Below are 22,593 nucleotides of genomic sequence, written 5' to 3'. Positions count from 1 at the left end.
CTGCATCTGTACGGTTGTACTTTTCAACCAGACAGGAGATTGCCTACATGGGTACGTTTTCAAGACTGCGTTACGTCATGGCTGCCAACTTCAACGCCTTGCTGGAAAAGGCCGAGAACCCCGAGAAGTTGCTGCGGGCCCTGATCCGTGAAATGGAAGAAGCCGGCGACGATGCCCGCCAGGCCACGGCCGAATTGCTGGCAGAGCAGCAGCAGCTCGAGCGTGCTGACCAGCGCATGGGCGAAGAAATCAATGAATGGAGCGAGCGTGCCGAGCGTGCCGTCACTGCCGGCCGGGATGACCTGGCGCGTGCGGCGATCAAGGCGCGTACGGAGTGCCAGGCCCGGCGCGACACGGTCAAGGCCGATCGCGAGGACCTGGCCGTTCGCGTGGCCCAGCTGGAAACCGACATGGGCACGCTGAAGTCCAAGCTCAACGAGGCGCGCGCCCGCCTGAAAGCCATGCAGGCCCGCCCGGTGCCCGCGGGTGCGCCCGCCGGCCCCGCGCCGCGGCAGATCAGCCGTAATGAGCGCCGTGTGCGTGACGCGCTGGGTCGCTTCGACCGGCTGCAGAACCAGGTCGACCGCCTGGAAGCGCGCGTGCGGTCTTACGAGATCGGCCACGAATCGGCGCCTGCCTGGGCCGCCGCCGACGCACCGGCCGACCCGGTGGTTGAGTCCGAACTCGAAGCGCTGAAGGCCCGCCTGAAACCCGCCAGGCCGGCGAACGCCGCGAAGGCGGCCGACGCACCGGTGGATGCCGGGGCGTGAGCGTGACGGCAGGACAACGCGTCAAGGGTGCGCTGCTGGCGGGGCTGTGCGCCGCCGCGGCGCGCCGCCTGGGCTGGAACGTCTGGGCCATCCGCCTGCTGGCGGTGGTGGGGCTGTTGCTGCAGCCACTGGTCGTGGGTGGTGGCTACCTGGCGCTCGCCGTCGGCTTCGGCTGGTGGCGTAACCGTGAAGGCGCCGCCACCGAAGCGGGCCCGGAGCAGCCGGAAGACTCACCCGATGATACCGGCGGCCTGGCGGCGGCCAACCTGGAGGCCCGGGGCCGGCGCATCGCCGACCTCGAGCGTCGCTTCAGGGCGCTGGAGCGGGAGTAACGGGCGGCGGCCGGCGGTGCCGGCTGCTGACCCTCATGAAACGCAACGACAGCAACACGGCGCCGGTGCTCAATCCGGCGATCATCCCGACCCACATGCCGGCGGGCCCCATGCCGCCGCCAAAGGTCAGCCAGTAGCCCAGTGACAGGCCGATGACCCAGTAGGCGATGACGTTGATGATCATCGGCACCATCGTGTCCTTGTAACCCCGGAGGATGCCGGCCGACACCACCTGGATACCGTCCGGGAACTGGAACACGGCGGCGTAGAACAGCAGGCCGGCGGCCGTCGCCGCGATGGCCGCATCGCCGGTGTAAATGGCGGCAATCGCGCCGGGGAACACGATCATCAGCGTGGCCGAAATGGCCTGCGTGCACAGCACGATACCCAGCCCAACCATGCCGGCGTGGCGCGCGGCATCGGGCTCGCCGCGCCCCAGGGCGTTGCCCACGCGGGTGGTCACGGCGCTGCCCAGCCCCAGCGGAATCATGAACAGCAACGCGGAAAAGTTGATCGCCACCAGGTGCGAGGCCGTCTGCACCGGCCCCAGCTGGCCGATGATCAGTGACGCCGCGATAAACAGGCTGCCTTCCACGAACAGCGTGCCGGCAATCGGCCAGCCCACCACCAGCAGCCTGCGGATCTCGGCCAGGTCCGGCCAGTCCCAGCGCTCGAACAGCGCAAATGGCCGGTAGTGCGAATGGCGGTAGACGTAGATGAACATCGCCACCGCCTGCAGTGTCAGCACGCTGGAGGTCGCAAAACCGGTGCCACGGGCACCCATGGCCGGAAAGCCCAGGTGGCCGAACATCAGCATCCAGTTGGCGGGGATGTTCAGCAGCGCGCCCAGCAGGCCGATATACATCGTTGGCCGGGTGTGACCCGAGCCTTCGCTGTAGAAGCGCAGCAGCAGCATCATCGTGATCATCGGCGCGCCCCAGGCCAGCGCGCGCAGGTAATCGATGGCGACCGGGATGATGCTGGCGTCGACCCGGAACAGGCTGAGCAGGCGGCCGCCGAAGAAGATCACCGCAAAGAACGGAATACTGATGACCAGCGCGATCCAGAAGCCCTGGCGGGTGACCGCGCCGGCCTCGCCCCGGCGCCCGGCGCCGTCGAGCTGCGCCACCGCCGGCTGTACGGCCATCAGCAGCCCCAGGACGATCATTAGCATGGCGGACCACAGCGCGCCGCCGGTGGCCAGCGCGGCCATCGCCACTTCACGCTCGGGCAGGCGCCCGGCCATCACCGTGTCGATAAAATTCATCGCGAAGCCGGCAAACAGGCCGATCATCACCGGCGCCGCCAGCTGCAACGTGCGCGCGACCTCGTAACGGAGGCCGGCAGGCTGGGTGCTATGATTCATGCCGTGATCCGGAGTCATGCCGAATTGTACCCGAGCCACCCGCGCCAATGAGACAACATGCCTTCCTGACCGGTGGCACCGGCTTCGTCGGTGGCCATCTCGCGCACGAGTTGCTGGCCGGTGGCTGGACCGTCACCGTGCTGGTGCGTGACCCCGACACCCGGGCGGCCCGCCAGCTGGCGGCGCAGGGCGCCGGGTTGCACACCGGCGACGTGACCGATCCGGCATCGTTGCTGGCCGGGATGAAGCCGGGCACCACTGCGGTCTTTCACGCCGCCGCGGACACCAGCGTCTGGTCACGGCATGACGCGCGGCAGACACGGGTCAATGTCGAAGGAACGCGTAACGTCGTCGAGGCCGCGATCTGCGCCCACGTAAAACGACTCGTTCATACCTCCAGCTTCTCCGCCTGGGGATTCGTCCACGGCGTGCTGGATGAAACCACGCCGCGCAGTGACGCCGGCACCTGGATTAACTACATCCGTAGCAAGCGCGCGGCCGAGGACATCGTCCTGGGCGCGGTCGGCCATGACCGCCTGGACGCCGTGGTGTGCAACCCGGCGCATATCCTGGGGCCGGGTGACCGGCACAACTGGTCGCGCATGATCCGCATGGTGTCGGACGGCAGCCTGCCGGGTGTGCCGCCCGGCGGCGGCGCCTTCGCCGATGTCCGCGAAGTGGCCCGCGCGCACGTGACAGCGTTCGACCGGGGCCGCCGCGGGCACCGCTACCTGCTGGGCGGCGAGGACCTGGCGTTTATCGACCTGGTGCGCGAAGTCGGCCGGCGGCTGGGCCGTGACGTGCCGCGACGGCCGAAACCGGCCTGGCTGCTCAAGGCGGTGGCACGGGCACGGGTGCTGGGCGCCGCATTCGGTGACCAGGCGCCGGACCTGACGCCGCAGGCCGCGGCGATGATCTGCCACCACGCCACCTGCGATTCATCACTGGCTCAATCGGAGCTCAATTACCGTTTCACGCCCATCGACACCCTGCTCGGCGATACCATTGCGTGGATGCGAAGAGAGGGGATGCTGACATGAGCGAGACCGCGGGCGAGTTGTCGAACGCACCGGCCGACCCGGACGGCCATTACACGCTGGCGCCGTCGCGCCGCGCGGGTTCCGCCGATTGCCTGAACTGCGGCACCGCGCTGGCCGGCCCGTTCTGCCACTACTGCGGCCAGCCGGACCGGCGCATCATGCGGTTCTTCCCGGTGTTACTCCGCGAGTTCCTTGAAGACTTCGTCGATTTCGATTCGCGCTTCACCCGCACGGTCAAGCCGCTGCTGTTGCGCCCCGGCCGGCTGACCCGCGATTTTCTCGAGGGCCGTCGCTACCGCTACACCCCGCCGTTGCGGCTGTACCTGTTCTCCAGCATCCTGTTCTTCCTGGTCGCCACGGCCCTGTCGTTCGTGCCGATCCAGATCACCACGAATGGTGATGATGACCCGGTCGCGGCCATCGAGGACAACGCCGTTGTCATGGCGGAAGGCATGGCCGGCAACATCACGCCCGACGCGCCGGACCCGCCCGATGAGTTTCCCAACCTGCAGTTCAATGACCGTCCCTGGGACCCGGAGACCAACCCGGTGGCGATTCCGTTGCTGCCCCAACGCCTGAATGACTGGATCAACGAGGAAATCGGCGAGTCACCGCGAAAGGCCAGGGACATCGCCGATGACCCGCGGGCGTTTGTCGGCGAGGTCATGGACCTGCTGCCCGGCACCATGTTCGTGCTGCTGCCGGTGTTCGCGCTGATCCTGAAGTTCTGGTACCTGTTTGCCCGGCGCTACTACGTCGAGCACCTGGTGCTGTCGTTGCACAACCACGCCTTCCTGTTCGTGGTCATGTCCATGGTGTTGTTGCTGGACACCATTTCCGACGCGCTGGGCTCCGGGGCCTGGGGTTCACATGCCGCGTCGGTGCTGGGCGCCGTGATGTTCTGCTGGATGCCGGTCTACCTGCTGATGTCGCTGAAGACCGTGTACCGGCAGTCGTGGCCCATGACCCTGCTCAAGGGCCTGCTGGTCTGGGTCACCTACACGGTGCTGGCCAGCACCGTGTCGCTGTTCATCGCGCTGTTGGGCTTCCTGATGTTCTAGGCCGTCGTGGCGTAACGCTGGCGCAGGAATTCGAACGTGGCCCTCAGGCCCAGCGCCTCGCCGCCGGCGGGGCGGCCGGCGCGGCCGGTGGGGTTCCAGGCGAAAGTGTCGATATGCGCCCAGGGAATATCCGGGTCGATGAACTTCTCCAGGAACAGGGCCGCGGTGATAGCGCCTGCGAAAGCGGTCTTGCCGGAGTTATTGACGTCGGCGATGTCGCTGGAGATCAGCTTGCGGTAGGGCTTGTACAGCGGCAGTTCCCACAACGGGTCCTCGGTGGTTTCCCCGGCGTCCACCAGGCCGCGCGCGACGTCCTTGCGATTGCTGAAGACGGGCGGGATATCGGGGCCCATGGCCACCCGCGCCGCGCCGGTCAGCGTGGCGAAGTCGATGACCAGGTCCGGTGCCTGCTCGCAGGCCAGTGCCAGTGCGTCGGACAGCACCACGCGGCCCTCGGCGTCGGTATTGCCGATCTCCACGCTCAGGCCCTTGCGGGTGGGAATCACGTCGCCCGGCCGGTAGGCGTTGCCGGAGATGGCGTTCTCGACCGCCGGCACCAGAACCCGCAACCGCACGGGCAGGCCCGCCTGCATGACCAGGCGCGCCAGCGCGATCACGTGCGCGGCGCCACCCATGTCCTTCTTCATCAGGATCATTCCGCTGGATGGCTTGATGTCCAGGCCGCCGGTATCGAAGCACACGCCCTTGCCAGCAAGTACCACCAGGGGATCGCCTTCGCGGCCCCACTCCAGTGACAGCAGCCGAGGTGCACGGGCGGCGGCGCGGCCGACGGCGTGGATGGCGGGGAAGTTCTGCTCCAGCAACTGCTCGCCTTCGATGACCGAGAAGCTGGCGCCGAATGCCTGGGCCTGGCTGGCCAGCGCGGCGCCCAGGTCGCCGGGACCCATGTCCTCGGTGGGCGTGTTGACCAGGTCGCGCACCAGGTTCTGCGCGTCGAGCATGGCCCGCGTTTGCCGCTCGAGTGCTTCACCCAGCACCAGTCGCGCCTCCGGCTCCGGCCGGTCCTTGTACTTCGTGAAGCGGTACTGCGCCAGGCCCCAGCCCAGGGCGGCCTGTCGTTTCTGTTCGTCGCTCCAGTCGCAGTCCAGCGCGTAGGCGCCGGCGGGCAGGCCGGTGGCGGCCCGCGCCAGGCGGTCGATCCAAGCGTCACCCGCGTCGGCAAAAATCACCTGCTCGATGCCGCCGTCAACTGACGGCAGCGCGGCCCACTTGCCGGCCTTGCAGCTAAAGTCGTGGGCGTCCAGCCAGGCGCGGTGATGGGCCGGGGCCTGGGCCAGCCACTGCTCGTATGTGTCCGGCGAAACGGCAGTCAGGCGAATCGGCAAGTCAATGGTCTCGGCAAGGTAGGGCATGGTCAGTTCCTGTTGGTGGACACCCAGTGTAGGTGAGCGCGTGAGGTGGAAAAAGGGGTCAGCGCGCGCGCGTCAGGGTGTCCCGGAAGAATGCGGCGGTCTCGCTCGCGCAGCGCGCCCAGGTGTAGTGGGCGGCATGGGCCAGGCCGTCACTGATGGCCTGGTCTCGGGCCTGGCCATCCAGGGCCACGTGGTCCATCGCCGCGGCGAAGGCTTCCGGGTCATCCTGGCCCGCGACCGGCCAGCAACCGCCGGAGACTTCCGGCAGGCAGGATGAATCCGAGACCACGCCAGGCGTGCCGCAGGCCATGGCCTCGAGGATGGGCAGGGCGAAGCCTTCATAGCGTGACGGTTGCAGCAGCGCACGGCTGGCCGAAAGCAGGCCAGGCAGGTCGGGGCCCGGCACATGCTCAACCCAGTGGATGTCGTTGCCCACGCCCAGGGTCGCCGCGAGCTCGCGCAAGCGGGCCAGGTAGGCATCGGGCGCACCGCCGCCCACGAAGGCCAGGCGCAGGCCGGCGCCACGGGCGCGGCTGGCCGCGAAGGCGCGGATGGACAGTTCCAGGTTCTTGTGCGGAAACCAGCTGCCCAGTTGCAGCAGGTAGGGTGCGTCCAGGCCATAGCGTCGCGTGGTGGCTTGGGCCTCGTCCACAGGGCGGGGGTTGAACACGCCGTGGTCAACGCCGTGCGGCACCACCGCGACATGCCGGTCGGCAAGCTCCGGATGATGGTGCAGAAGGCGATCACGGCCGTATTGCGTCAGGCACAGCACACCGTCCGCCCGCCCCAGGTTCCGGATCAGCCGCTCGCGCCCTTCGTAGCCGGCGGGCTGGTCCAGCGCGCGGACGTCGTGCACGGTGAAACTGAGCGGTACGCGGCCACGCCCGGGCAGGTGATTACCGAAGCCATGGAACAGGTCGAGTTCACGGCCCGCGCGGTTCAGCAGCAAGCAGTGTCGGGGCCAGTCCGGAGCCAGGTCGGCGACCAGTGCGCGCCGGGTCCAGCGGTGGGCGCGAATCTCCAGCCGGCCGTCCAGAGGCAACGCCGCCAGCGCCGGCACGACCTGTCGGATGTAGCGGGCGATCCCGCGGCCACGGCGCTTGACCGCCTGGCTGATGTCGAGGCCCACTCGCATGGAAATATAGTAATGTATCCGTGCCATGAAGGTCAGTGGATTCAGCTTCATCCGGGACGGTATCCGCCTGGGTTATCCCTTCGTCGAGAGCATCCGCTCGGCCCTGCCCGTTTGCGACGAATTTGTCGTCGCCGTGGGCCGCGGTGACGACGGTACCCTGCAGTGCCTGCGTGACATGAACGAGCCGAAACTGCGCCTGGTGGAGACCACCTGGAACGAGGCCTGCCGCAGCCACGGTTTTGTCTACGGCCAGCAGAAGATGATCGCGCAGTACAACTGCACCGGTGACTGGGCCTTCTACCTGGAGGGCGATGAAGTCCTGCACGAGGACGACACGGCGCGGCTGCGGGCCGCGATGGCGCACTACCTGGACGACCGCGAGGTGGAGGCGCTGGCGTTTGACTATATCCATTTCTACGGTGATGCAGGCCATGTACACCATGCCTCGCAGGCCTACCGCAAGGCCTGCCGGATCATTCGCAACAGCATTCGAACCATCGCACCGGACGGCCTGTACTGGGCGGTGATCCGTGATCGCACCTGGCACGGTGGCCGAAACAAGCGCCGTACCCGCTACCCCAGGGCGGCCGCGCTGAATATCCCCATCTATCACTATGGCAATGCGCGCCACGCGCGCTACGTGCAGGCCAAGGCCGACATTGGTAACCAGTACTGGTCGGAAAAACAGGCGTTTGGCGCCGGTTACGGCCGGATCGACCCGCAGCAGATCAGCGTGTTCGAGGGCGAGCACCCCGCGATCATGAGCGACTGGCTGGACGCGCATGCCAACCCGTCCTTCGAGTTCGACCCGGACCACCGGCTGACGTCGCGTGAGCGCAAACATCGCTGGCTGGCGCGCCTGGAAGCGATCACCGGCCGGGACTTTTCCAAGCGCCATTTCCAGCTCATCCGCTCCTGGGACGGCCAGCCCGGGGCATGACCTCCGCCGCATTGTCGCTACCCCGGCGCGACCCTACAATGGCGGCATACCTGTAATGGATCCGGCAACATGAGCAAGCCCGACTCGGGACTGAAGACCTTTTTCGTAGGCCTCTGGCGCGTCATCGATGGCGCGCGCAAGGTGTTCCTGAACCTGCTGTTCCTGCTGCTGCTGTTTATCGTGCTGCTGGTCTTCCTGGCGCCGGGCAGCCAGCCGGTACGGCTGCAAAACGACACCACGCTGGTGTTACGCCCCTTCGGCCAGGTGGTCGAAGAATTCACGACTACGCCGCTCGACCGCGCCCTGCAGCAGGCCAGCGACCAGCCACCCATGGAAACGCGCCTGCGCGACCTGCTGGACGCCGTGCGCAAGGCCTCGACGGACCCGCGCATCACCCAGATGGTCATCGATACCGACTATCTCACCGGCATCGGCATGCCGGCGTTGCTGGAACTCGAAGGCGCTGTCGAACGGTTCAAGGAAACCGGCAAGGGCGTGATCGGCAGCGGCGACTACATGACCCAGCACGGCTACTACCTGGCGTCCATGGCCGACGAAGTCTGGCTGCACCCCGAGGGCATGGTCTTTATCGATGGCTACTCGCGTGTACGGCACTACTACCGCGAGGGGCTGGAAAAGCTGGCCGTGGAAATCAACCTGTTCCGCGCCGGTGAGTTCAAGTCGGCGATGGAGCCGTACATCCGCGACGACATGTCACCGGAGGCGCGCGAGGCCAACCTGCACTGGCTGGGCAACCTGTGGAATCAGTACATCGAAGGGGTCTCCCGGCATCGCGGCATCCCCGAGGAGTCGCTGGCACCGATGTTGGCGGACCTGCCCACCGCGGCGCGGGCATGGGATGGTGACCTGGCCGAGTGGGCCCTGCGTTCTGGCCTGGTCGACCGCCTGGTGACCCGGCCGGTGGCCCGCCAGGAACTGGCGCTGCGTGGTGCCCCCGATGCCCAGGGTGACGGCTTCCGTCGCATCGGCCACCAGGACTACCTGGCCATGATGCGCCCGCCCATTCCGGCGCCGGGTGCGCCCGATGTCATGGTCGTGGTCGCCGCCGGCGACATTACCAGCGGCGACCCGGGTCCGGGACGAATTGGCGCGGATGCGCTCAGTCACCAGCTGCGGGATGTCGGCCGACGCGATGGCGTGCGCGCCGTGGTCCTGCGGCTGGACAGCCCCGGTGGCGAGGTGCTGGCCTCGGAGCAGATCCGCAACGAACTGCAACTGCTGCGCGACAGCGGCAAGACCGTCGTCATCAGCATGGGCGAACTGGCAGCATCGGGTGGCTACTGGATTGCCACGGCCGCCGACGAAATCTGGGCCAGCCCGGCCACGCTGACCGGCTCGATTGGCGTATTCGCGATGATCCCGACCTTTGGCGGCACGCTGGAGAAAATTGGTGTGCGCGCCGATGGCGTGGGGACAACCCCGATGGCCGGCAAGCTGCGTATCGACCAGCCGCTGGACGAGGGCGTGGGGCAGATCTTCCAGGCCAGCGTGCAGAACACCTATCGCAAGTTCCTGGAGCGCGTGGCCGAGGCGCGGGGCATGACCGTTGAAGAGGTCGACGCCATCGCCGGTGGTCGCGTCTGGAGTGGCGCGCAGGCGGCCAGGCACGGCCTGGTGGACCGGCTGGGCACGACCGCCGAAGCGGTGGATGCCGCGGCCCGCATGGCCGGGCTGGGCGAGGACTACCGTGTCGAGTGGTACCAGCAGGAGCTGACACCGTTCGAGGCTTTCGTGGAGGAGTTCACGCTGGGTGCGGTCACGCTCGTGGCCGGTGCCGCTGGCCCGGTCAGCGCGCTGCGCGCCGACTGGGCGCCGCTGACCCTGGCCAACCGGGTTTACGAGGACATGCGCTACCTGGCGTCCAGCGGTGAGCGCATCACGCTCGCCGCGCACTGCCTGTGCAGGATCCGCTGATCCTGCCAGGCGGCGTGTCGATCAGTAACGGCGGGTAACGTCCGGCAGGCCGGAGTGCAGCATCCAGCGCTCGCCGACGGCGTCCCAGCGCCATTCCTGCTGGTCCATGACGACCTGCTCGACGGCACGATTCTTGTTGTACATGCGGATTTCCACCACCTGCACGAAGCCTTCGCCACCATCAATCGGCGTGCCTGAGCGGACGGTGTAGTTGGTCACGCGGAACAGCCGCAGTCGATCGACATCGAGCCGCGTGATCGGGTGCTTTTCCAGGAAATCGGGTGCCACGAAGCCGACGGCGCCATCCCATTCACTCCAGCGAACCATCGATTCGTACTGGCTCAGGGTCTCATCCAGGCTCTTGTCCTGCTTCGGTGTGTGACAGCCAGCGGCCATTACGGCAACCAGCAGCAGGAGAAAGGCGGCTCTCAGGTTCAGGGTCATGGCGTGTCCAGGCAGTCGGTTTTCATCGCGGCAACTTAACCCGCGTGGGGCTGCCGCGTCCAGCACGGGTGGACGAGTGCTCAGTCCAGGCCGCTGCCGCAGGCTCCCGGGGTGAAACTCGGCACGCCCGCGCCGCGGGCCATGCAGGCGTTGCCATAGGTCTTGCCATCGCAGCCGCAGACCGGGTCGTACTGCTGGGTGCACATGACCGGTTCGCCCGGCGGGTCCAGGACACAGTCTTCGGCGACAGTCTCCGGCGCGGTGGCCGCGGCTTTCCCGGTGGCTTCGTTGTCGTCGTCCTGCCCGGCACAGGCCGCCAGCCAGGCGCACATGACGATGGCGACGAGAATTCGGGGCAGGGGGGTCGTCAGGGAAAATCTAGGCAAAACCATGGAAACGCTCCCAGGCAATGGCGCCCCACGAGGACGCGAGCAGGATGAGTGACAGCAGGACGGCCGCGGAGCCCATGTCCTTGGCGCGCCCGGACAGTTCGTGATGCGCGTCGCTAATGCGATCAACCACTGCCTCGACGGCGCTGTTGAGCAGTTCGACGATCAGCATCAGCATCAACGGGGCCACCAGGATCACCCATTGTACTGGGGTGGTCGCCAGCCAGAACGACAGCGGCAACAGGACCACGGCCAGCAGCACTTCCTGGCGGAACGCGGCCTCGCTGACCCAGGTGGCGCGTAGCCCCTTCATCGAATAGCCCGTGGCGTCAATGATCCGGCTGATGCCTGTCTTGCCCGGTTTCATGCATGTGCTCCTGCGGTGACTCGCGACATGGTCGGCTCCATTCACTGTGGCTGCGCGGGCGTCGGGCGCGGCGCCCATGCTAACATCCGCGGCTCGTTCAAGATGGCCCCGAGGACCGTTCGTCATGCTGAAAGTAGCATCCTGGAATGTCAATTCCTTGAATGTACGACTGCCCCATGTGCTGGCGTGGTGCGCCGACGCGCAGCCCGACATTCTCGCGCTGCAGGAAACCAAGCTCGTGGACGAAAAGTTCCCCGTCGAGGCGCTGGCGGAGGCCGGCTATCACAGTGTCTATTCCGGGCAGCCCACCTATAACGGCGTTGCCATCCTCAGCCGCGAGCCCGCGAGCGCGGACGGCATCATCATGGATATCCCGGGTTTCGACGACCCGCAGCGGCGCGTGCTGGCGGCAACCTACGGTGATGTCCGCGTGATCGACCTGTACGTGGTCAATGGCAAGGAAGTCGGTTCGGACAAGTACGAGTACAAGCTGGCGTGGCTTGCGGCGGTGACCGAGTGGGTCAGGGCCGAGATGCAGGCGCACGAGAAGGTCATCGTGCTGGGTGATTTCAATATCGCCCCGGATGACCGCGACGTTCACGACCCGGAGGCCTGGCACGAGCAGATCCTGTGCAGCACGCCGGAGCGCGATGCGCTGGCGAAGCTGTGCGCGCCGGGCCTGGCCGATACCTTCCGCCTGTTCGAGCAGGAAGAACGGACCTGGAGCTGGTGGGACTACCGAATGAACGCCTTCCGCCGCAAGATGGGCCTGCGAATCGACCTGGTGCTGGCGTCAAAGGCGCTCGCCGACCGCTGCACCGCGGCCTACGTCGATATCGAGCCCCGCCGCCAGGAACGCCCCTCCGACCACGCCCCCGCCATCGCCGAATTCTCGCTCTAACCCGTCACCCGTAACGCGTAACGCGTCAGTACGTCGGGATGGACGGGTCGATTTCCACCGACCAGGCATGGATACCGCCAGCCACGTTGGCCACCGCGGTAAAGCCCAGTTTGCGGAAGTGTTCGGCCGCCGCCTGGCTGCGGACACCGGTGTGGCAGATAAACGCGATGGGCGTATCCGTCGGCATCGCTTCGAGTTGCGACATGACCGTCGCGTCCATGCCCAGCGCACCCTCGATGGAGGCCTTTTCACGCTCGTCCATCGGGCGGACATCGACCAGCGTGATGGCGCCTGCGTCGAGCTTGTCTTTCAGCTCCGCGACCGGCATCTGCGGCACCGGTGCGGGCGCGCCGGGCAGGTCGATGGACAGGCCTTCGCCCTGCATGGTGCTGACCCAGTCGATCTTCGCGCCGCGGGCGCGCTGTGCGGAGGCCAGGTCCAGCAGGACCGTCAGGCCGCCGGCCTGTGTGGCGATTTCGCCGCCCTGCGCGGGTGCCAGGCTGAAGCGGGTCTGCCAGTCGGCATCGACCTGCAGGTGCAGGGCGACATCGTCATGATCGGCCATGGCCTCGGCAATCTTGGCGGCCGCCGCCTCGGTGATGATGATTTCCGGCGGCGTGCGGTCGGGCTTTTCCAGGCCCAGCATTTCATGCAGTTCGCCGTTGTTGAACATGCCGGTGACGATGTCGCAGCCGCCGACCAGTTCCTTGTCGATGTACAGCTGCGGAATGGTGGGCCACTGGCCGTAGACCTTGATGCCTTCGCGGATTTCCTCGTCCGCCAGCACGTCGACACTGGTGTACTCGCCGAGCAGGCTGTCGAGCATGCCCGCGGTCTTGGCGGAGAAGCCGCACATGGGCTGGCGCGGGGAGCCCTTCATGAACAGGACGACGCGGTCCTGGTCCAGGTAGTGCTCGATTTTCTCGCGGGTGGCATCGGAAAGGGACATGGTTGGGTTCCGTCGTTCGGGGTCAGTTCAGAAGATGGGGTGGGGCGGGGCCCGGTTCAAGCGCTGGCGCTGTCCGCCAGCGTATCCGGCGCCAGCCGGCGCGAGGCCGTGTCGATGACCATGGTGCCGGGGTAGGACAGCCCGCAGCCGCTGCTCGACGCGCGAATCCGCGCGTGCAGGGCGTCCACGCCGGCAGCCGCCAGCGGGTAATAGTTCAGCAGCCGGCCATCGTCGATGACCGACACGGCGATCATGCCGGTGTCGTCGCAACTGTGCTCGGTGATGCCCGCGATTTCGTCATCGCCGTGTACCGGCCCGGTATCCTCGAGCAGGAACTCGCCCGACAGCGGGGTCGTGCTGCCGGGCAAGTGTTGCTCCAATGGCACGTCATGCGCCCGCAGCGTGATCAGGAACTGGCGGTAGCCGCGAGTCCAGGCGCCGTAAGCACTCGCCAGCGCGGCCTCGTCGGCGGGCAGTTCTGCACCGCCGCCGTGGCTAGCCCAGTAATCAAAGGTTTCGAAACGCGCCAGCACCCGGTCGCCGGTCCACTGGAACTGCTGGCCCTGGGCCGCGCGGACCTCGAGTGGCTCGTCGTCCTGCTCCAGGGCCGCCTGCAACAACTCCCAGAGCGGCAGGAAGCCAAAATGCTCCAGTTGCAGGCGCAGCATGGCCTGCATGTCGGTCAGGGTCATGAACCGGGCATGCGCTGTCGCCAGGCGGAAATGCGCCTCGACGGCCTTGGCCGTGTGCGCAGACAACTGTCCTTCTTCAAGAAACCGGTATTCGGCCTCCTCTGCAATCAGTTCCAGTTCGTCCGCCGGGCCGGACAGCGACAGTGCGAGCAGCTGCAGCGCGCCCCGTGGCACCGCCGAGCCGGGCTGCAGGCCGTCCAGCGGCATGCGCTCGCCATCGGCGCCGACGCTGAGCAGTCGCGGCCCCTGGTCGCCGGCGTGCTTCTGCAACTGTGCCAGCGCGGCGAACACCGGGTAACCGGGGCGAAGGATTTCGGTGGGGTCATACAGCGCGCCGGAGAGCGCGAGTGAACAGTGACGGGCGCCCGGCGCCAGCGCGGCCAGGTCGGTGGCCAGGTGGGCGAGCAGCTGCTCGGCACTGTTCCGGTCGATGGTGGTCCGCGGCGCGCCTTCCGGCAGGCGCTCGGCATCGATCTCAACGCCGATGAGTATGGGAAGGTGGTCTGCAGCCACGGGCCTGGAACCGATGGCTCAGAAGAGCGAGAACGGCGACTTGCTGCCGCTCTTGTCGCCACCCCGGCGGCGCCGGCGGCGCATGCGTGAATGCAGTTGCTGGCGCCGTGACTCGAGCCAGTCGGCACGCTCGACATCTTCAGCCGACTCGCCCAGGCGGGCCTGCTCGGCGGAACGGAAGACGACGAAATCCCGGTAGGCCTGGATCTCGTGCTTGAGCTCCTCGGCGACGATCTCGATCATGATCGCGTCGTCCAGGTAGCCGAGCACCGGGATGTCATCGGGGATCAGGTCGTCGGCCTCGGCAAAGTAGGACAGCGCCTCGATCACACGCTGGCGGTCTTCGGCCACCAGGCCCCAGCCGGAATCCAGCACCATGCCGATCAGGGTTTCCAGCGTATGCATCCGGTCACGGATGAAATCCGAGGTTTCGGAACTGTTGATCTCGGTGATCAACGCGCGGGCGCTGTCGATCACCTGGTCGACGTCATGTTCCTTCGCCGCCTCGCGGGCGCGGGTCATGACTTCACGGAAATGTTCCAGGTCGGACTGGCTGAGGTCGAAGCTGATTCTCATGTGCGTACTCGCCGAAGAATGCGGTCCAGGCGAAGTAGCCTACCGCCCCTGCCGGTGCCGGCGCAATGCGGGCTCAGCGGAAGTTCCCGGGGCGGCCGGGGACCGTGTAGATATGACCATCACGATGAAAGGCCAGGCGCCCCTCGTCCGGGCTGATGACATCGCCCTCGATACGGGTGCGCAGGCTGCCGGTCTCGCCGCTGGAAAGTCGCTCCAGCGCGGCGACGCCGTCATCCTTGGCGGTCAGTTGCAGTTCCAGCGACTCCATGCCATTGGCCGCGATCTCGAACCGCTGCTGGGCGATATGGGTGGCCAGCGGCGTATCGTCCACTTCGATATCGAGGTGAATACTGTCAACGACCAGGGCTTCACTGTTGACGTTGCGCAGCCGCAAGCTCACCGCCAGCGCGTTTCCGTCGATGCGCCAGCTGGTGACCTGCACGAACGGCGCCTCGCCCTTGACACCACCGCCGCCGCAAGCCGTCAACAGCAACAGCAGGGCGGTGCAAAGGGCCGGCAGGCGCCAGGCGCGGGGTGAGGGCGGAACATCAGCCGTTTGATGGTTCATCAGCGGGTACCGTGATTGGAAAATGACATTCTATGCGAACGCCGTTCGCACCCGAAACGGCTTCGGGCGAGGACTCGGTGCAGAGCCCGGTGGCGCGCTCGCAGCGGTGCTGGTAGACGCAGCCGTGCGAGGGCGTCGCGTCCAGGCCGTCCAGTGCGCTGATCTCCGGCGCCGGGCCGGCGTGCGCCAGCCGGGGCGAGGCGGCGGCGAGTTTGCGCGTGTAGGGGTGGCGCGGGGCAGTGAACAGCGTGTTCACTGGCGCCTGTTCGACCAGGTGACCATTGAGCATGACGCCCGCGGTATCGGCCAGTTCAGCCACCACCGACAGGTCGTGGGAGATGAACATCAGCGCGATGCCGCGCTCTTCGCACAAGTGTTTCAGCAGCGCCAGGACCCGGGCCTGGGTGGTCATGTCCAGGGCCGAGACGGCTTCGTCGGCCACCAGCAGGTCGGGCTCGCAGACCAGGGCCCGCGCAATGGCGACCCGTTGGCGCTGGCCGCTGGACAGCTGCCGCGGCCGCCGCGGCAGGATGTCGTCTTCCAGGCCTACATCGGCCAGGGCCGCGCGAACCCGGTGTGCCTGTTCGGCAGCGGCGCCCAGGCCAAAATGCTGCAGCGGCTCAAGCAGGGCCTGTTCGATCGACCGGCGCGGGCTAAGGGCAGCATCCGGATCCTGGAACACCACCTGGATACGGCGAAGTTGCTCCGGGCTGCGGTCGGCCGGCCGTGTCGCCAGCTGCTCGCCGTTGAACAGGATCTCGCCGCCGGGATCGGGTGCCAGCCCCATGATGGCGCGCGCCAGGGAACTCTTGCCGGAGCCGGACTCGCCGGCCAGCCCATAGGCCTGGCCGCGTCGTAGCTGCAGGCTGACGTTGATGACCGCCTGCTTCGCCGGCCCCCGGCGACCGCCAAAAATCCCGGCGGCGTGGTAACGGATATCCAGGTGGTTGACCGACAGCAGGACGTCGTTCGCCTGCCCAGGGATGCCGGAAGTTGGTGATTCGCCGCGCCCGAACGGATCCGGTGGCACGGCGGCGACCAGTTGCCGGGTCCAGTCACTGGACGGTGACTGCAACACCTGCCGGGTCGGACCGGCGTCGACGATACGGCCGTCACGGATCACCAGGAGTTCGTCGGCAGTCTGCGCCAGGACACGCAGGTCATGACTGACCAGAAGGATCGCGATGTTGTCGCTCTGGGCCAGCTTACGAAGGTTTTCCAGCACCCTGGCCTGTGTGGTCACATCCAGCGCCGTGGTCGGCTCGTCCGCCAGCAGCACTGCCGGGCGGACCATTGCCGCCATCGCGATCATGACCAGCTGGCGCATGCCGCCCGAGAGCTCATGCGGAAAAGCGCCCATGATGTCCGATGGGCTGCGGAAGCCCTGTTCGGCCAACGCGGCCTGCGCGGCCGTACCTGGGTCGGCGGCCACACCATGGCGGCGCGCGACGGCCCGCATTTGCCGGCCGATGGTCAGCACCGGGTCCAGTGCGGTCGCAGGGTCCTGGAACACCATCGCCACATCACGTCCACGGATGGTCCGTGCCACCGGTTCCGACATGGCCAGGAGGTCGACGTCGCGATCGTGCAGCGTGGCCGTGCCGGAGCGCAGGTGCGCACCCGCCGGCAGCAGGCCCATCAGCGCCATCGCGACCGTGGTCTTGCCGCTGCCCGACTCACCGGCCAGGCCGGTGATGCGGCCGGGTTCAAGGTGAAAGGACACATCGCGCAGGACCGCCTGGACCGTGCCCCCAGCGGGCAGGTCAACAGCGAGCCCGGAGACCGTCAGCACTGTGCTCATGGGCTTCGCACCCCGTCCGGGCGGGCCTGGCTGTCGCGGTCCTGCAACGCGTCCGCCAGCAGGTTGAAGCCAAGCAGGAGGATGAACATCAGGAGGGACGCGGCAAGAAAGTTGCCGAAGTGGCCCGCGAGCACGTCCTGGGTTGCCTCGGACAGCATCAGCCCCCAGCTGACGCCGTCGCGCACGCCGATGCCCAGGAAACTGAGGATCACCTCCGTCTTGATGGCGGCCACGAAGGTCAGCACGGCCTGGACCAGCAGCAGGTGCCGGCAGTTGGGCAGCAGGTGCCGCCCGGCGATGCGCCATCCCGGCAGGCCGATGGCGCGGGCGGATGCCACGTAGTCCATCTGCCGCAGGCGCAGGACCTCGGCGCGCACCAGGCGGGCGGTGGCGGTCCAGAACGTCAGCACCATGGCCGCGTACATGGCCAGGGTGCCGGCGCCCAGGGCGAAGGCCAGGGCCGCGGCGAACAGGTAGAACGGAATGGCGTCGAGTACGCCCATCAGCCAGACCACCAGGGTGTCGACCCAGCCGCCCTGGCGCCAGCCCACCGCGGCGCCGGCCGCGGCGCCCAGCAGCAGTGACAGGGCCGTCACCAGCGTGCCCACCTTGATGGCCGTGGCCGCGCCGCCCATGGCGCGGGCGAAGACATCCTGGCCCAGCCGGTTGGTGCCGAACCAGTGCCGTGTGCTCGCCGGTTCCCACTGGCCGGCGCCGGAAGCCAGTGTGGCGTCGCCAGGCCCCGGCACCACGGCCATGACGAAAGCGACCAGCGTGAACAATGCGACGATCACGAGCCCGGCCTGGCCTGCCCGGCCCAGTGCGCTAATCCAATGGCGAAGATCTGTCATGACCGGGCAACCCTGGGGTCGGCCCAGCGGTAGCAGGCATCGGCGCAGGCCTGCAGCAGGACGAAGGCCACCGCGGTCAGCGAGACCACGGCCTTCAGCACCGGCTGGTCACCGCTGGTGATGGCATCGAAGGTCACCCGCCCTACGCCGGGAATTCCGAAGTAGGTTTCCAGCAGCAGGCTGCCGGAGACGACCACCAGCGGAATCGAGAACAGCACCCGGGTCAGGATCGCGATCGCGCCGTTGCGCAGTACATGCACGAACAAAATGGTCGCGGGTGAGGCGCCATAGGCGCGGGCGGTGCGGATGTGGTTGCGGTCCAGTTCCTCGGCGGCCACCGAGCGGTAGAAGCGGGCGTTGTAGCCCAGCGTGACCGTGACCAGCGCCAGCGTCGGCACGGTGACATACCACAGGTAACTGCCCAGGCCGTCGACGCGCCAGCCACGGGCAGGAAACAGGTCCAGGCCCCAGGGCGTGCACAGCAGGATCTGCAGGGCGATGATGATGACCAGGAAGCTCAGGCTCATGCCCGCCACCGAGCCGGCCATCACCCAGCGGTCCAGCCAGCGCCCGCGCTTCCAGGCAGCCGCCAGCCCCAGGATGATGCCCAGCACATTGCCGAGGATGAAACCCGGAATGACTAGCGCCAGCGTCACCGGCACCGTGCGCGAGAGCATGTCCGTGACCCGCTCGCCGGTGGTGTCGGAGTGACCGAAGTCCAGCGTGACCAGTTCACCCAGGAAATCGACGTAGCGGCTGGCCAGGGGGCGGTCGTAACCCAGTTCGTGACGCACCTCGGCCACCTGTTCGGCCGTGGGGTTCTTGCCCAACAGGCCCCAGGTGCGGTCCGGGGCGAAATGCACCATCAGCACAAAGCTGACCAGCGTAACGCCCAGTAATAACGCAGCACCCTGTAGCGCCGCCCGCGCCAGGTAGCGGGCGGTGCTCATTCGTCGGCGCTGGCCATGTCGACAAAGCGGAGGAAGTAGCCGCCGGTGAAGGACCGGTCGGGGAGCATGCGGGCGTCCTTCTGCCACATGAAGACCAGTGTCCGGCTCAGGCCACTGATGGTCGCGCAGTCATCGATGACCATCTGGTTCATGCGCCGGTACAGTTCGGTGCGTGCCGGCGACGGTGGCATCGGCGCCGCCTGCTCAAACAGGGCGTCGTACTCGGGGTTGCTGTAACTGGCCGAGTTGGCGCCCGGCGCGGCATGGGGGCCGTAGAACAGCTGCACCAGGTTCTCCGAATCCGGGTAGTCCATGGTCCAGCCGCTGGTGATCAGCATCACCTCGCCTTCGCTGTAGGCCCGCTGGTAGTCGCCGAAGCGGGCGTAGACCAGCGGCTTGATCCTGTCATGCGGGTAGCCGATATCGGCCATGAACGCGCGGAACTGTTCGAACATCTGCCGCTCGGTGACGCTGGATGGATAGCCGTAGGTGAGGGTCGGTAGTGACTCGGCAGTCCAGCCATTCTCTGCCAGCAGCGCGCGGGCGCCTTCGACGTCGCGCTGCACCGACGTCCTGTCCTGTGCCGGGTCATGCTCCGGCACGTCCGGCGGAATGATGCCGGGGAATACCGCGCCGATACCGGAGAAGAACCGCTCGTTTCGCTGCTCCCAGTCGAAGCCGCGGATGATGGCGCAACGCAGGGCGCGATTGCGTTCGTCCCTGTCCGGGTCGTCGCTGTGGCCGATCAGTGGGTTCGACATGTCGAAATTGGTGTAGACGAAGCCGGCCTCGCGGGCGGCAGCAACGGCGTATTCGTCGGCCAGGTCGGGCACCAGGGACAGGGGCTTCCGGGTGGCCAGGACCTGGTCGAACTGCGCCGCCGGCACCTTGATATAGTCGATTTCGCCGCCGCGCAGTGCGTTCCAGCGCGCCGCGTCCTCGGCGATGAACTCGACTTCCAGGCGGTCGATGAGCGGGAGTGTGCGCCCCTGCAACGGTTCCAGGCCCAGGCCGGACTGCGTGCCGGCGTCGTAGCCCTCGGCCGCCAGGTCGAAGGTCTCGGCACGAAAACCCGGGTTGCGATCCATGACCACCCGGGCGCTGTCGAAGCTCACCAGCCGGAACGGGCCGGAACCGACGGCTTTGGCGCCGAAGGCCCTGCCGTAGGCTTCCACGGCCTCGCGTGGCACGACCCCTGCGTAGCCCTGGGCCAGGGTGTGAACGAACTGGGGGTAGGGGCGGGTCAGGTGGACCTGCAGGGTATGCGAGTCGAGTGCGACCAGGCCGGCGACATCGGTGTCATAGTCGGCCCCTGCGTCCTTCCATTCATCCAGCCCGACAATGCGGTCGCGCCACAGCCAGGCACCGCGCGCCCGCGTGGCCGGGTCGAAATGGCGCTGGATCGAGTAGATGACATCGGCCGCCGTGACCTCGCGGCCTGCTCCACCGGGAAAAGCGGGGTCGTCGACGAAATGAACGCCCGGCTTGATGCGGATGGTGACGGTCAGGCCATCTTCCGAAGACTCCGGCATGGCCGCTGCCAGGTTGGGTGCCAGCGCGTAGGGGCGGGCGAGATACTGGTAACGGTAGAGCGTGTCGTAGAGGTTGACCACCACCGTGTTCGCGTAGATGGTGGAAGCCCACGCCGGGTCCAGCGAGTCGGGCGCGCCATCCATGGAGTGAACATAGGTACTGCCGTCAGGGCCGGTGGCCTGGTCGGAACAGGCGCACATCAGCAACAGGAGCGGGAGCAGTCTTTTCATTCCTCCAGGTCTTGCAGATAGGCGTCGTAGTCGGGTTCCGGCGGTTCGCCGTCGTAGATCAGGTAAGTGCGGTTCTGCAACCAGGCGTCACGGATCAGCACGTAGGGGTCGTAGGCCGAGGAGATCTGTTCATCCCGTGGCAACAGTTGTGCGCGAAACTGGATCACGTCGGCGACGGCCGGCCAGTAATTGCCCTGTTCACGGGCATAGATGCTGATCGGGTGGACCGTGCCGTAGACCGAGCGGCCGAACGTGTCGCGAATCGTCGATGGGCCGAAGATGGGCAGCACGAAATAGCGGCTGTCCTCCCAGCCCCAGGTGGCCATGGTCTGGCCAAAGTCCTCGTCGTGAAACGGCACGTCGGTCATCGTGGCCACGTCGATGAACCCGAGCAGGCCAAAGGTCGTGTTCTTGATAAAGCGGTCGGTGCTCTCACCCAACTCCACGAATTTGCCCTGGAAGATCTGGTTGAGCGCCGTGACTGGGTAGGACAGGTTACGGAAAAAGTTGCCGATACCGCGTTGCAACGGGTCCGGGGTGATCGTGTCGTAGCCTTTCGCAACCGGCCGCAGGACCGCGCGATCCAGCCCCATGTTGAAGGCGTGCATCTTGCGGTTATAGCCTTCCCAGGGGTCGTTGACCGGGTCGGTATGACGATTCTGGGTGCCGGCGCAGGCCGAAAGCAAAGCGCACAGCGCAATCGCCAGCCAGTGGCCGCGTCGTGAGAAACTCATGTGCCTGCGCCGTCCTCCCCGGTAGTGAATTATTCTTCCAGCGCCAGTTCGCCGCTGCGAAGTCGCGCCGTGACGGCCTCGATGCCCGATGCCTCCACCTGCGGCATGATCTGGCTGCGGAACGTCGTCACATAGGAAATGCCCTCGACAATCACGTCGAACGCTTTCCAGTCGCCTCCGTCGGTCTTGTGGAACACGTAGTCGACCGGAAGGTGCTTGCCGTCCGGTAATTGTACCCGTGTTCGCACGCGCGTCATCCGTGGGTTCGGATCGCCGCGCGTGGGCAGTACCTCCATCTGGTCGCCGTCGCGGTATTCGACGACACCGGTGGCGTAGCGGTCGATCAGCGATGTGCTCAGCGCCTCGGCAAAATCTTCCACCTGCTTATCGGTGGCGTTGCGACCGGCCCGGCCCAGGATCAGCCGCGCAGAGAACACCGTATCCATGATCGGCAACAGTTCGTCGCGAACCAGCCGGCGTGCGATGTCGGGGTTGGCTTTGAGCTGTTCGCGCTGGGCGTCGAGTTGCTCAATCAGGCGGTCGGCGGCGCCGCGGACAATATTGGCCGGGTCATCTTCGGCGTAAGCCGCGACAGGCACCATCATGAGTGCGAATAGCGCCAGTGCGGCAGCGATCCATGGCCGCCGTGTAGGTTCTGGCTGTGTCATTGCTCGTCCTTGTCGTCGCCGGCGTTGAACAGGAACTTGCTCACCAGCTGTTCCAGCACCACGGCGGATTGCGTCAACATCAATTCATCCCCATCGACCAGCGCCATCGGCGAGCCGCCGGGCTCGAGCCCGACATAGCGGTCGCCCAGCACGCCGCTGGTCAGGATGGATGCGCTGGTGTCGGTCGGTACTTCGTTGAAGCGGTTGTCGATGCGCAGCTGAACCACGGCCTCGAAGGTCACCGGGTCGACCTCGATGCCGTCCACAAGGCCCACGGGCACACCCGCGATCTTCACCGGCGCGCGCTCGCGCAGGTCGCCGACATTGGTGAACCGCGCGGATACCGTGTACGCCTCGCGGCCGATGTCACGGCCGTAGTCGGTGGCCTGCGTGGCGAGCCACAGCAGGGCCCCCAGTCCGATGACCAGGAACAGTCCCGCCGCCAGTTCCACCTTGTAATTCGCGCGCATGTCTC

The 22,593-nt window shown here is 66.9% G+C and carries 24 protein-coding genes; 7 read left to right on the top strand and 17 right to left on the bottom strand.

Translation table 11 applies throughout. The features are described from left to right. Positions 1–47 precede the first annotated feature (47 nt). Both F3N42_RS11350 and F3N42_RS15770 read left to right on the top strand, forming a co-directional pair. Positions 48–770: a PspA/IM30 family protein gene (locus F3N42_RS11350; RefSeq protein ID WP_150864580.1), complete on the top strand. Its 723-nt coding sequence runs from the start codon at positions 48–50 to the stop codon at positions 768–770. Then, positions 767–1,102 (top strand): PspC domain-containing protein, encoded by a 336-nt coding sequence (locus F3N42_RS15770; RefSeq protein WP_150864579.1) that lies wholly within the window; start codon positions 767–769, stop codon positions 1,100–1,102. The genes F3N42_RS11350 and F3N42_RS15770 overlap by 4 nt, the downstream gene beginning before the upstream one ends. Here F3N42_RS15770 and F3N42_RS11340 read toward each other — a convergent pair. Further along, entirely contained in the window at positions 1,080–2,468 is a 1,389-nt protein-coding gene (locus F3N42_RS11340) for an MATE family efflux transporter (protein WP_191621366.1), read from the bottom strand. The genes F3N42_RS15770 and F3N42_RS11340 overlap by 23 nt on opposite strands. Before the next feature lie 47 nt (positions 2,469–2,515). On the opposite strand from F3N42_RS11340, the gene F3N42_RS11335 reads away from it, so the two are divergent. After that, a complete protein-coding gene (locus tag F3N42_RS11335) occupies positions 2,516–3,508 on the top strand; it encodes an NAD-dependent epimerase/dehydratase family protein (RefSeq protein ID WP_150864577.1) in 993 nt (330 codons plus the stop codon). After that, positions 3,505–4,569, top strand: coding sequence for a DUF3667 domain-containing protein (locus tag F3N42_RS11330; protein WP_150864576.1), 1,065 nt, complete (start codon positions 3,505–3,507; stop codon positions 4,567–4,569). The genes F3N42_RS11335 and F3N42_RS11330 overlap by 4 nt, the downstream gene beginning before the upstream one ends. Here F3N42_RS11330 and F3N42_RS11325 read toward each other — a convergent pair. Further along, positions 4,566–5,942, bottom strand: a complete 1,377-nt coding sequence (locus F3N42_RS11325; RefSeq protein ID WP_150864575.1) for a leucyl aminopeptidase family protein — start codon at positions 5,940–5,942, stop codon at positions 4,566–4,568. The genes F3N42_RS11330 and F3N42_RS11325 overlap by 4 nt on opposite strands. A 58-nt stretch (positions 5,943–6,000) precedes the next feature. After that, positions 6,001–7,128, bottom strand: coding sequence for a glycosyltransferase family 4 protein (locus tag F3N42_RS11320; RefSeq protein ID WP_150864574.1), 1,128 nt, complete (start codon positions 7,126–7,128; stop codon positions 6,001–6,003). Here F3N42_RS11320 and F3N42_RS11315 point away from each other — a divergent pair. Beyond that, the gene (locus F3N42_RS11315; RefSeq protein WP_150864573.1) at positions 7,103–8,017 is read left to right on the top strand and encodes a glycosyltransferase family protein; all 915 of its coding nucleotides are present in this window, start codon (positions 7,103–7,105) and stop codon (positions 8,015–8,017) included. The genes F3N42_RS11320 and F3N42_RS11315 overlap by 26 nt on opposite strands. Before the next feature lie 69 nt (positions 8,018–8,086). Beyond that, a complete protein-coding gene (sppA, locus tag F3N42_RS11310) occupies positions 8,087–9,952 on the top strand; it encodes a signal peptide peptidase SppA (RefSeq protein WP_150864572.1) in 1,866 nt (621 codons plus the stop codon). Between the two features lie 21 nt (positions 9,953–9,973). Here the strand turns inward: sppA and F3N42_RS11305 are convergent, their stop codons facing one another. From F3N42_RS11305 to F3N42_RS11295, 3 genes are all read right to left on the bottom strand, one after another. Continuing rightward, positions 9,974–10,396 (bottom strand): hypothetical protein, encoded by a 423-nt coding sequence (locus F3N42_RS11305; RefSeq protein WP_150864571.1) that lies wholly within the window; start codon positions 10,394–10,396, stop codon positions 9,974–9,976. Positions 10,397–10,476: 80 nt separating this feature from the next. After that, positions 10,477–10,788 carry a Kazal-type serine protease inhibitor family protein gene (locus F3N42_RS11300; protein ID WP_224784871.1) on the bottom strand — a complete coding sequence of 104 codons (312 nt, stop codon included), beginning with the start codon at positions 10,786–10,788 and terminating at the stop codon, positions 10,477–10,479. Continuing rightward, a complete protein-coding gene (locus F3N42_RS11295) occupies positions 10,775–11,152 on the bottom strand; it encodes a diacylglycerol kinase (protein ID WP_150864570.1) in 378 nt (125 codons plus the stop codon). The genes F3N42_RS11300 and F3N42_RS11295 overlap by 14 nt, the downstream gene beginning before the upstream one ends. Before the next feature lie 127 nt (positions 11,153–11,279). Between F3N42_RS11295 and xth the strand changes: the two genes are divergently transcribed. Next, positions 11,280–12,053: an exodeoxyribonuclease III gene (xth, locus tag F3N42_RS11290; protein ID WP_150864706.1), complete on the top strand. Its 774-nt coding sequence runs from the start codon at positions 11,280–11,282 to the stop codon at positions 12,051–12,053. A gap of 25 nt (positions 12,054–12,078) precedes the next feature. Here the strand turns inward: xth and grxD are convergent, their stop codons facing one another. The 11 genes from grxD to mlaD form a co-directional block, all read right to left on the bottom strand. After that, positions 12,079–13,002 (bottom strand): Grx4 family monothiol glutaredoxin, encoded by a 924-nt coding sequence (grxD, locus tag F3N42_RS11285; protein ID WP_150864569.1) that lies wholly within the window; start codon positions 13,000–13,002, stop codon positions 12,079–12,081. 56 nt (positions 13,003–13,058) lie between these two features. Then, entirely contained in the window at positions 13,059–14,207 is a 1,149-nt protein-coding gene (locus F3N42_RS11280) for a hypothetical protein (RefSeq protein WP_150864568.1), read from the bottom strand. An 18-nt stretch (positions 14,208–14,225) separates the two neighbouring features. Next, positions 14,226–14,783 carry a YkvA family protein gene (locus tag F3N42_RS11275; RefSeq protein WP_150864567.1) on the bottom strand — a complete coding sequence of 186 codons (558 nt, stop codon included), beginning with the start codon at positions 14,781–14,783 and terminating at the stop codon, positions 14,226–14,228. Between the two features lie 73 nt (positions 14,784–14,856). After that, positions 14,857–15,351: an NDR1/HIN1-like protein gene (locus F3N42_RS11270; protein ID WP_150864566.1), complete on the bottom strand. Its 495-nt coding sequence runs from the start codon at positions 15,349–15,351 to the stop codon at positions 14,857–14,859. Then, a complete protein-coding gene (locus tag F3N42_RS11265) occupies positions 15,332–17,152 on the bottom strand; it encodes an oligopeptide/dipeptide ABC transporter ATP-binding protein (protein ID WP_150864565.1) in 1,821 nt (606 codons plus the stop codon). Before F3N42_RS11265 ends, F3N42_RS11270 begins: the two co-directional genes overlap by 20 nt. Beyond that, positions 17,149–18,003 (bottom strand): ABC transporter permease, encoded by an 855-nt coding sequence (locus tag F3N42_RS11260; protein ID WP_150864564.1) that lies wholly within the window; start codon positions 18,001–18,003, stop codon positions 17,149–17,151. Before F3N42_RS11260 ends, F3N42_RS11265 begins: the two co-directional genes overlap by 4 nt. Further along, positions 18,000–18,953, bottom strand: coding sequence for an ABC transporter permease (locus tag F3N42_RS11255; RefSeq protein ID WP_150864563.1), 954 nt, complete (start codon positions 18,951–18,953; stop codon positions 18,000–18,002). The genes F3N42_RS11260 and F3N42_RS11255 overlap by 4 nt, the downstream gene beginning before the upstream one ends. Beyond that, the gene (locus F3N42_RS11250) at positions 18,950–20,716 is read right to left on the bottom strand and encodes an ABC transporter substrate-binding protein (RefSeq protein ID WP_150864562.1); all 1,767 of its coding nucleotides are present in this window, start codon (positions 20,714–20,716) and stop codon (positions 18,950–18,952) included. The genes F3N42_RS11255 and F3N42_RS11250 overlap by 4 nt, the downstream gene beginning before the upstream one ends. Beyond that, on the bottom strand, positions 20,713–21,450 hold the full coding sequence (locus tag F3N42_RS11245) for an MlaA family lipoprotein (protein WP_150864561.1): 738 nt from the start codon (positions 21,448–21,450) through the stop codon (positions 20,713–20,715). Before F3N42_RS11245 ends, F3N42_RS11250 begins: the two co-directional genes overlap by 4 nt. 29 nt (positions 21,451–21,479) lie before the next feature. Continuing rightward, positions 21,480–22,118 carry an MlaC/ttg2D family ABC transporter substrate-binding protein gene (locus tag F3N42_RS11240; RefSeq protein ID WP_150864560.1) on the bottom strand — a complete coding sequence of 213 codons (639 nt, stop codon included), beginning with the start codon at positions 22,116–22,118 and terminating at the stop codon, positions 21,480–21,482. Then, positions 22,115–22,588, bottom strand: a complete 474-nt coding sequence (gene mlaD, locus F3N42_RS11235; RefSeq protein WP_150864559.1) for an outer membrane lipid asymmetry maintenance protein MlaD — start codon at positions 22,586–22,588, stop codon at positions 22,115–22,117. Before mlaD ends, F3N42_RS11240 begins: the two co-directional genes overlap by 4 nt. Positions 22,589–22,593 lie beyond the last annotated feature (5 nt).

It is taken from the genome of Marinihelvus fidelis (genome assembly GCF_008725655.1).
Classification (GTDB): domain Bacteria; phylum Pseudomonadota; class Gammaproteobacteria; order Xanthomonadales; family SZUA-36; genus Marinihelvus; species Marinihelvus fidelis.
Note: the sequence above shows the minus strand (reverse complement) of the source record. Positions and strands in the feature narration are given on the sequence as shown.